Raw genomic sequence first — 2,530 nt, 5'->3', positions numbered from 1 at the left:
ACCGGAAAGCTTACCGTGGACAACGCTACGCGTTGCCCACCGCGCTCTCCTTCGCCCACAAGCTCCACAGCCTCCAACTACGAATGAAAAAGAGAAGGTTCAAAACCGGACTTCAAGATACAAGGTGTCCGTTTTTGCGGGTCACCCATTGAGAGGCCGAAGTCAAGGGGGTAACAACTCCTCCGCACAGGCCGTACCTGTGTGGGGTGATGCAAAGGTCCTGCCCGGCATCCGAGATGTAGCTGTGACGGACGACGCATCCGGTTTCTCGACAATCGTAGGTTACGGCCACAACGGGCCGCACCAGTCACCCATCGGGATCAAGGTACGCGCCGGTCAGGCTGGCGTGCACCCCTGGCTCATATCGAGCCCCAGAGAACCATCGGTGCCAGGTCCATGTCCAGGTGTCAACCGGCAGGGTTACCGCCTACGGCGGCACCAGACCCGGTGGGCTCATGGCCTGGGCGTCCCGGTAACAGACCTGCATGCCAGGAGGGACGCGGCGATCCAATCAACTTACTGGTTCGAAACCAACCCGCAATGCGGACTCGTCGCGCCTTGCCTGAGTCAGACAAAACATCGGCTTACATCGAACGGCTTGCCCTCACGCATCATGTACCAGGCCGCACGGGCCAGCTTGTGCGCGAGCGCCTTCATCGCCACGACGGGCAGACGCTGGGCCTTCTTGCGTTCGTAAAAGCGTCTGGCCTGCGGGCAGCAGCGCACGGCCGCGGCGGCCGCCTCAATAAAGGCCCAGGCCAGATAACGGTTGCCGTTCTTCGCGTTACCCTGCCCCTTCTTCCTGCCGTTGGAGACGCGCCGGCTCTCGACGCACCGGCAGTACGAGCTGAACTGGCCGGGGCGGGGAAAGCGCGCGATAGTGCCTGTCTCGAGCATGATGGTGGCCGCCAGGATCTGGCCGATACCGGGCGCGGTCTTCAAGATGGCGAATTCGGGACGCAGCTTCACTTCGCGGTGGATGATTTGTTCGAGCGCGCCGATCTCGCTGCTGAGCGCGCGGATGACCGCCATGCTTGGCCTCAAGCGCGCGCTGCACGTAGGGCTGCAGATGCAGTGTCGGCACGGCAGCGCACTCGAGCCGCCGGACCTCCTCGCTGTTCATGCGCAAGTTCAGGTGACGCGCGAGCAGACTCTCGATACTCAGGATGTTCACGGTGCGCTGACGCACCAGCTGAAGGCGCTTGCGCGAGAGGTCGCGCAGCGTACGCTCCTGGGGCGGATAGATGTACCCCTCAGGCAGTAGTCCAAGGCGCAGCACATGCGCGAGAAATACCGCGTCGTGTTCATCGCCGCGTACTTCAGGCCTTCGTACTGCTTGATAGCAGCGGTATTGGCCAGACGCACATTGAAGCCGGCCGCAATCAGGCCGTCGACAAGCCAGTACCAGTTGAAGGTTCTATAGACATATTTCTATAACACGTATTATGGACGCCCCGGGATTATGCATGGTTTGCCGTTGAGGGGAGCGGAGCGCGCGGCGTGGGTTCCGATATAAATCGAATTATGGACCGTACCGCGCGCGTATTTGAGTTCTTGAGCAATGCAGGGTTCACTGATCGCATCGTTCTTGGCCGTGCATAATCACAAGCCCTCGAGAAACTGCAGTACGCGGTCAGTGGGCTTGTATCGGTGTTGCCTGCTGTGAGGTAATTGAAGCGTACTGAGGGCTCTCTCCTTCATTGCCAGGTCCGCCTCGATGTACATGTGCGTGGTCGCTGGGTTCTCGTGACCGAGCCACAGCGCAATGACCGTAAGGTCAACGCCAGCCTGAAGCAGGTGCATGGCAGTCGCGTGCCGAACCAGGTGCGGTGAGATGCGTCGGCCCTTGAGTCCCACGCAATGAGTTGCCGCAGCCTCGTAGGCGAGGTTGAGACGATCGGTTATTCCGGTTCGCGTCATCGGTCCGCCTGAGCGATTTGGAAAGAGCCACTGTCCGGGTGAAGCGCCAATCTGCCGAAGCCAGAGCCGGATCTGGCTTGCGGTGCTGCGCCAGAGCGGGACCGCACGTTCTTTGCGGCCCTTGCCGTGAAGACGTACAGAAGGGCTTCGATCCAGTTCGACGTCGCCGACGCGTATGCCGATGAGTTCGGATACCCGAGCGCCGGTGTTATAGAGGGTCGCCAACATCACGCGATCGCGCTGGCCGCACCACGTGTTGGGGCTGGGTGCATCGAGTAAGGCGCATATTTCTTCTCGGGAGAGGAAGCGAACCAGCGGGCGCTCATAACGCTTCATCGGGATCGAGAGCACCTGCTGAATCGTGCCCAGCGATTCTGGTACTCGGGACGCAGCATAGTGCAGAAACGAGCGAATGGCGGCAAGCCGAAGGTTGCGACTACGGATGCTATTGTGGCGGGCCACTTCGAGGTGGTCGAGGAACTGGAGTGAGCGTGAGCACGTAAATCGATGGGGCAATGATCAAGATAAATGATGTTGAAGGAATCAAGTAAAACGGGGGCGATGATGCCCCCGTTGTCGTTTCAGAACGGCTCGTCGGCCGGCCGGTGCG

At 60.4% G+C, this 2,530-nt stretch carries 3 protein-coding genes; 1 reads left to right on the top strand and 2 read right to left on the bottom strand.

The genetic code is table 11. The annotated features are described in order from the left end of the window. Positions 1-567: 567 nt before the first annotated feature. On the bottom strand, positions 568-1,032 hold the full coding sequence (locus tag AB4Y32_RS40245; RefSeq protein WP_368726553.1) for a transposase: 465 nt from the start codon (positions 1,030-1,032) through the stop codon (positions 568-570). On the opposite strand from AB4Y32_RS40245, the gene AB4Y32_RS40240 reads away from it, so the two are divergent. After that, the gene (locus tag AB4Y32_RS40240) at positions 1,031-1,264 is read left to right on the top strand and encodes a hypothetical protein (protein ID WP_368726552.1); all 234 of its coding nucleotides are present in this window, start codon (positions 1,031-1,033) and stop codon (positions 1,262-1,264) included. The genes AB4Y32_RS40245 and AB4Y32_RS40240 overlap by 2 nt on opposite strands. A gap of 338 nt (positions 1,265-1,602) precedes the next feature. Here the strand turns inward: AB4Y32_RS40240 and AB4Y32_RS40235 are convergent, their stop codons facing one another. Continuing rightward, a complete protein-coding gene (locus AB4Y32_RS40235) occupies positions 1,603-2,382 on the bottom strand; it encodes a tyrosine-type recombinase/integrase (protein ID WP_368726551.1) in 780 nt (259 codons plus the stop codon). Positions 2,383-2,530 lie beyond the last annotated feature (148 nt).

Source organism: Paraburkholderia phymatum (genome assembly GCF_040965635.1).
Lineage (GTDB): Bacteria > Pseudomonadota > Gammaproteobacteria > Burkholderiales > Burkholderiaceae > Paraburkholderia > Paraburkholderia phymatum_B.
Note: the sequence above shows the minus strand (reverse complement) of the source record. Positions and strands in the feature narration are given on the sequence as shown.

Coding starts and splice junctions, on each gene's coding strand:
- AB4Y32_RS40240 (WP_368726552.1), top strand. CDS start 1,031: ATGCTTGGCCTCAAGCGCGCGCTGCACGTAGGGCTGCAGATGCAGTGT.
- AB4Y32_RS40245 (WP_368726553.1), bottom strand. CDS start 1,032: ATGGCGGTCATCCGCGCGCTCAGCAGCGAGATCGGCGCGCTCGAACAA.